The following is a 6676-nucleotide window of genomic DNA, read 5'->3' as shown; positions in this document are numbered from 1 at the left end:
TTCTTTAAAATATCCCTCTTCTTCTGTATTTTTATATGCAGATATAACTTTATCGAAGTCAGCTAAATATCCTATCACTTCATAGAAAATATTTGTAAAATTAGGATTAGCTACTGATTCTATAAAATCTTGTCTGGTAAATTCATCAGCTAATCTCTCTTTTAGGTCGACTTTTTCCTTTCTAGCGCCAAATACTAAAAATAACTCAATAACTTTATCGGCGTGATACTGACGAGCATTTATACGCTTTCCTTGGTCATCAACTTTGAATATTTCTATATCTGGAAATTTGTTCTTTAGTTCCTTTAAATTTGCCTGAAAAACAGTTTCAATTTGTCTTCTCAAGTTCCAAGGAATTTGCCCTGTATTTAATACTAACATTCGATAGATTAAGCTATTCACTTTAGATGCTATCCAAAATTCTACCCGAACTTTATTTGCACTAATATCAGTCTCTTTTTCAACCTCAGATAAAGCAGTTGTTCTTTGCATTCCATCAATTATAGATATGCTATTTTCAGGATTTCTGATAATATTTAGTAATTCATTTATATCTAATTTATCGATAGTGGATAACTCTTTTTCTGAAATAATAACTCCTAGAACAATTGGCGGTAGTATAGCTCCTTTTTCCAAATCTTCAATCATCCTCTTGCGAATCCTAATAGCTGTCGTTGTTTTTAAAGTGTCTCTTTGTCCTTCTAAACCTCCTTTCTCTTTAAATACTTTTTCTACCATTTCTAAATATTCTGCTACATTCAACTGAATCATTGCAGAATAACAATTAGCTCTTGTATCTTTTATAATGTCTATATTAGTTGTCATTGATTTTATCTCCGCTAGTATATATTTAGAATTTATTCTTAACTTTCATCTGGTTATAAAATAAGGATAGCATACCCTGAGTCAGATATAATAAATATAAAATTAAAGCGAATTAATTCCAAAATTTATAGCTAGCAGGGTGTGTTGGCGTTTGCGTAGCATTCGGCAGGAAAGCGTAACGCACCATCTTTTAGTAATTATTAATATACCTAAAAATCACTCGATTATTAATCCTTACTATGACTTTGAAATTAATTTAATATGGTGCGTTCCGGCTAGCACCTAACGCACCCTACTTGAGTCAATTATCCTCCCATTTAACCACTGCTGAAATATTTCAAATCTACCATCATCAGGATTAACAATACGATAAATCCTCAATCGTTTTTTATGATGAGTTTCTGTTCTTAAAAATTCCAAACTATAACCAATTTTCTCTAAAAAACGTCGCACAATTATAATCGGACTCGAATTAGCAGCTAAACCTATTCCTAATATAGTTTTAATTTCTGTTCGGTTTGATAAAGCTGTTTTTCCTAACAACTGTAAATCTGCATCTATATTTTTCAATTCCCGTTTTTTATCCTGCAATAATGACGGGATTTTTAATAATTCCATTACTCCAATAATTGCTCCTAATAAACAATCATTAAAATCAGGAATAAAAATATTACCTTTACCTAAATCCAACAATTTTTTTGCGACTTCCTTATCCCGTACTCCTAAATATGGTCGCCCTACTGTCATAAAATAATGTAATTCTAACTGTTCGTACCAACCTTCATCATCTTTTTCAACTAATTCAGTAGTTATGGGAATATTATAACGTAACATTAATTGAAATTTCCGTTGTTCCCGTTGTTTTTGAATTGGTTTTGATAATCTTTTTTTGAGTTTCTCATACTCAGATGAACTAATATTTTTTGCCGTAGCGATAGCTTCACATTCTCTCTGATAATTTTGTTTAATTACGGTAGCTATAACTTCCTGGAAATTATTAACTTCTGTGGGAGTTTCTGATAATTTTTCTGCTTCTGAATTATCGGATAAAACTTCTGCAGAAATTTCTCTAATCTGATGCCCTTCTTTTCGTAAAAATTCTAAAACAGACTCTCGATATTTATTCATTCCAGCATTAAAACGTACCGCCATTTTTGCCCAACACAAAAAAGATTCTGGTTGAAAGTTTACTTCTAAATCGTCCAAACTATCGAAATCAGATTGTTGTAATAATCTAATATTCAGTTGAGTTAAACGTTGTTCGGAATTGAGCAAAGAAGTGATAGAAGTCGAACCATTACCGACCTTATTAAAACCAGAATTTGCCACCCATAAATATCTGGGAATATTCTCACGAACTCTCCCCAAAGATTGACAAACAGAAGTTGCTCCCAGCACCCCTTGAGCAATTCCCCAAACTGAAGTAAAATGCCCTTGAATATCGATACTAACTCCAGTTTCAATTGAAGGAGAAGTTAAGACAATATCATATTTTGGTAAGACTTGATTTAATGATTTAATACAACCATAGGCAGGATGATTTGTTTCTGCTAAAGATTCGGAATCTATTCTCAGAATTTTTAATTGGGGAAACTGTTTTTTCAGATAAGCTTCTAAAGCACGAGTCCCCCATTTACTTGTTAGTTTTTGTGCTGATAAACAAACCATTGGTTTGCCACCTTCACGAATATGTTTGTGTAAATCTGCTATTAATCTTTTGGGGGTTGTTTCTGGATAATTAAAAATTTGCCAAGCTTCTTTTTCTCCAGGCAACCAATCATTTTGAATAATAAAAGGTTCTACTTTTACTCCTGCTAAAGCTGCTAAATAATTTATGGAAATATCGCTGAGGTCAGCATCAGCTATAAATACTTGACCTATACCTCCTAAAACATTTTGCATTAATGTTTTGAAGCATCTGAGAATTTCTACTCTGCTTTTCCGACAAGTATTGGAATTTAAACCATGCCAAATTACCTGTTCAACTTCATCAATAATTACTATTCCATCTGACCAAGTTTCGGGATTAAAGTTTGCTTGGGAATTAGGATGCAAAGAGTCAATACATAAACCTAAACCTAATAATTTATCTGGAGATTCTGAGTCAACTTCTGTAATATATTTCAATCCAAAACGTTGACATAATTCCTGTACTAATTGCACCCGATGACCGATAACTAAAACTTTTTGATTCCGAGTTATAGCTTCAGCAACTATTTTTTCTAACAACTTAGTTTTTCCAGTTCCTTTAGCAGATTTTATGCCTACAAGTTTGGCTGGAAAATTTGTACTATAAGCTAAATCGAGATTATCTAATTTCTGCAAATTATTACTGCCTAAATAACCAAAAATATTTTCTTCTGAAAGATAGCGACTATTAACTCTTAAATTTACGGGATATGTGAGGCGACTAAATGATTTTGCTTTCCAAAGTTCTAAAGGTAATGCCTTTTCATAAGCTTCATCAAAAACATTTTTTCCCTGATTAGCGATTAAATCATCTACTCCTTTACCTAATTCTGGATTCCAGCAAATTACTTTAACGTTACATCCTTTTCTCGTGAGTAAATATCCAGTTTTTCTAATGGCAGCATTAACATTTTTAATAGTTTTAGGTTTAGTATCTTGGTCAAATACAATATAAACTTCTCGATGATTATTAATCAGCTTTTCTAACTGGGGAATTAAATTTGGTTTGCCAATACGGTTTCCATATTCGTCTCTCAAAACTCGGTATCCACCAAATACTCCTGGCAAAGCAATAGCTACATAAGATGCTGTTAGTAAAGCTCCTGCTTTTTTCGCTCCTTCAGTAATACATAAAGGTATCTGAGGATGCTTAATAAACCACTGCCAAAAACCGAGATCTGGTTGATTATTATCAATATCTTCCGGGAGAATTTCTAATTGATAACGACTAGCTATTTTCTGCCATAAATGTAGAGGAATTTTTAGAGCAAATAAACTGGTAGGAGTTTTCGGAGGATGTTCGTATTTAATTAACTTTTTTTGGTCGTAACTATGACGTGGTTGACTAGGTTTAAAACAACCCCAAAGGTCTTCTTCTCCTGATAGTAAATCAATTCCAGAACACCACCATCCACCTTCTTCAATATGTTGGTATCGCTTTAATATTTCGCTCGTTACTCGGCCATCATTTCGTCGCGGAATGGCATTAGAATAAAATAAAAATTCATAAGGTTCTTGTCCTTCTAATGGGACAACATTCAGGTGGATTAATTGGTAATCAACACAACTATTAGTCCATTCTCGGAAATAATTAATTTGTGCTTCGGGATTGGGGTTCATTTAATAATGCACTCTATATATAGTGAAGAATTTTCATTATAAGAGAAGAATACACTATATGTATATAAAGTTTTTCCTAAGACTTCAGAATTAAGGGCCTCTATAAATAGTTTTTAAATAACCTTATATTATATCAATACTAACAATTAATGGGAGGGCTGAGAAAACGTTATTCTCATAAACCTTTGACAAATTTTACAGAAACCTTAGAAGCATTTTTTACCGAAAAATTGTGGTCTAATACCAAATTTATAAATGTTTGCTACAAATAGCTAGGGAACTTCTTAGGAGTCAGGAGTCAGGAGTCTTATGGGAATGGGTTCAATACCATTTTTTAGGTGGTAAATTATCTTTTTTATCCAAGGGAAATCTCCTGTAAAATCTTTTTATCACCCTTATTATTCGTAACATTCTTTTTTCATGCATGGTATAAAACCTCTCTTTTTAAAGGGATAAAAAAAAGAGACTATTCCTGATGTCAATCCCAAAGGTTTCTTACGGAATGCTGCGCAAACATCTAGAGGTACTGATAACTGATAACTGAAATGACAGGTGTTTCCTATAAATTTTTTTCCTGGTTACTTCCAAAAGTTCAGATAGTCAAAATTAGGCATTAGTATAGCACTACGCATTAAGGTTAGGACATTCCTAAATCTTGTTTGTGGAGCATTTCCCTATAGAACCCATTTTGGATCTATGATTGGGAAGTTGGTTCGTGTAGGAAGTGTGGGAAGTTGGTTCGTGTGGGAGGTTGGTTCGTGTAGGAGGTGTGGGAAGTTGGTTCGTATAGGAGGTGTGGAGAGTCTAGTCCGTACAGGACTCAAAAAATATAGGGTTGTAAATATTCTAGCTCAGACAATGAATGAACAATGGCAAAACGAGCGCTCCCCTACTCCCTCTTTTCTAGAGATATCAAATGGGTTCTATAAGAAAAACTCTTTGACAGTTTACTATTCCCTATTCACGCTTCGCGTAGCGCTATAAAAACTCAGTCAGAGATGATTTTGAACTGGCGATCGCTACTTTTTAATAACCAAAAATTCTGAATATATCTACTCCCTCTCTCTGAATAAAATTAATTTCTTCCTGTCGCAAAACCTGACGATAACGCCCCACACTTGTAGGTGATATTCCTTTGCCATAAAGTTCTGAATACCAAGGTTTTTCTGCATCACTTAACTGAGTATAATTAACTTGACTCCGCTGCCATTTATCATTTTTTATAGAGTTACTTAAATTTAAACCAGTAAAATCTTGAAGTTGTTGAATAGCTACAGTAGGATTAAGTACCAAATGTTCATATTTGATATAAGCAACCTTAGTTTGAAAACTTACTAATTGACAATTCCAGGAAGGTGCATAAGCACGACGATAAAATTCGAGAAATTCTGATAATTTTCTTTCTGTAAACATGGGAGTTAAATGTGTAGTTTCACCCAAACTTGCCATTTTATTTCCGACATTAATTAAAGAAGCAATAGTATCTCGTGGATCTCTAATAATCAATATAAATTTCACATCTTCTACCAACTCATAAATCTCTGGAAATAATTCTCCTATGAGAGGATATTTGAGAATAATATGAGTAGCATCAATATAACGTTTACGAATATGTTTTAAAAATTTATTGACTAATTCCGCACTAAAATTTCTGAGTTCTGCTAGATCAGAAAAATAATATTTACTCTGGCTTTCAAAATCCATTTTACCCGTACTATAAGCATTAACTAAATGATACAGATAACCTATTTCTCCAATTAACGGATTAACTTTGGTATCGGAGCAAATAATATTTTGTAATAAAGTAGTTCCAGAACGAGGACATCCACCAATAAAAAAGTATGTCATTTCAGTTATCAGTTATTAGTTATTAATTCATTGTCTTGAGACTAGAAATTAGTATTAATATATTTAAGGATAATATTAACTTTTAGGGAGAGGTAATTATCCATTATCCATTATCCATTAGCGAATGACTTCTACTATTCAAAATTAACTTTATCGATCGCCAGGAATTTAAAAATCATCAAAACTATTTTTCTACCAATTTTAAAAAAGAATCCTAGACTTTAGTGATACTTCAATTATTAAGTAATTAACACAGGCACATAGAAACTTTTTGATAATTAGCACATCATTTATTGTTAATTATTCTTATTTTTAATTTTCCCCTGCTCCCTATTCCCTATTCCCTATTCCCTATTCCCTATTCCCTATTCCCTATTTTGATTGAATTAATTTTTCTGCTAATTTAATTGCTTCAGCTTTAGTAAAAATCTTCTCTTCAGCTCGTGCTATTTTAATTTCTGTTAAAAGCTGACCAACTATCGGACCTTTAGGTAATTTTAAAGCTGCAATTAAATCATTTCCATTTAACAAAGATGTAGGATGAGCAACTGGATCGTCTGGATTAATATAACGTTGAATTAAACAATTAATTTCTTCTCTAGATATTCCTTTTGCCACTGCTACAACTGCTAAAGCAGGAAAATTTTTCCCTATTTCTTGAAGCAAAAATATTGCTCTCGAACAGACATCTGAG

General features: G+C 32.6%; 5 protein-coding genes. 1 reads left to right on the top strand and 4 read right to left on the bottom strand.

Translation table 11 applies throughout. The annotated features are described in order from the left end of the window. Both F6K40_RS37765 and F6K40_RS37760 read right to left on the bottom strand, forming a co-directional pair. On the bottom strand, positions 1-825 hold an 825-nt coding region (locus tag F6K40_RS37765), incomplete at its 3' end, for a hypothetical protein (protein ID WP_293144618.1). A gap of 282 nt (positions 826-1107) precedes the next feature. Further along, entirely contained in the window at positions 1108-4134 is a 3027-nt protein-coding gene (locus tag F6K40_RS37760) for a plasmid replication protein, CyRepA1 family (RefSeq protein WP_293144616.1), read from the bottom strand. 696 nt (positions 4135-4830) lie between these two features. Here F6K40_RS37760 and F6K40_RS37755 point away from each other — a divergent pair. Then, positions 4831-5118 carry a hypothetical protein gene (locus F6K40_RS37755; protein ID WP_293144615.1) on the top strand — a complete coding sequence of 96 codons (288 nt, stop codon included), beginning with the start codon at positions 4831-4833 and terminating at the stop codon, positions 5116-5118. Positions 5119-5160: 42 nt separating this feature from the next. Here F6K40_RS37755 and F6K40_RS37750 read toward each other — a convergent pair whose 3' ends face one another. Together F6K40_RS37750 and F6K40_RS37745 are read right to left on the bottom strand one after the other, a co-directional pair. Next, positions 5161-5982, bottom strand: coding sequence for a sulfotransferase family protein (locus tag F6K40_RS37750; protein ID WP_293144613.1), 822 nt, complete (start codon positions 5980-5982; stop codon positions 5161-5163). 372 nt (positions 5983-6354) lie between these two features. Then, a partial coding sequence (locus tag F6K40_RS37745; RefSeq protein ID WP_483143792.1) for an HD domain-containing protein occupies positions 6355-6676 on the bottom strand: 322 nt, incomplete at its 5' end.

This window comes from Okeania sp. SIO3I5 (genome assembly GCF_010672085.1).
In the GTDB taxonomy this organism is placed as follows: Bacteria; Cyanobacteriota; Cyanobacteriia; order Cyanobacteriales; family Microcoleaceae; genus Trichodesmium.
The sequence above is the reverse complement of the archived record's forward strand: the minus strand, read 5'-3'. Positions and strand labels throughout refer to the sequence as shown.